Raw genomic sequence first — 350 nt, 5'->3', positions numbered from 1 at the left:
GCGCCGCACGGCTCGTGCGCGTCGAAGCGGCGCGCGGCCTCGAAACGCATCAGGCTCGCCGCCTCGACGTTGACGAACGAGCGCGCGATCGGGAACTGCACGCCCTGGTTCTGCCCGATCGGCCGCCCGAACACGACGCGCTCCTTCGCATACTGCGTGACCTTGTCGACGAACCAGTAGCCGTCGCCGATGCATTCCGCCGCGATCAGCGTGCGCTCGGCGTTCAGCCCGTCGAGGATGTACCTGAAGCCCTGCCCTTCCTCGCCGATCAGGTTCTCGGCGGGGATTTCGAGGTTGTCGAAGAAAAGCTCGTTGGTCTCGTGATTGACCATGTTGAGGATCGGCTGCAC

General features: G+C 65.1%; 1 protein-coding gene. It reads right to left on the bottom strand.

What is annotated here, in order from left to right; all coding sequences use genetic code 11:
* A partial coding sequence (locus BG61_RS39000) for an acyl-CoA dehydrogenase family protein (protein ID WP_035943925.1) occupies window positions 1–350 on the bottom strand: 350 nt, incomplete at both ends.

The organism is Caballeronia glathei (assembly GCF_000698595.1).
Classification (GTDB): Bacteria; Pseudomonadota; Gammaproteobacteria; order Burkholderiales; family Burkholderiaceae; genus Caballeronia; species Caballeronia glathei.
This window is presented reverse-complemented; position numbering and strand designations above follow the sequence as displayed.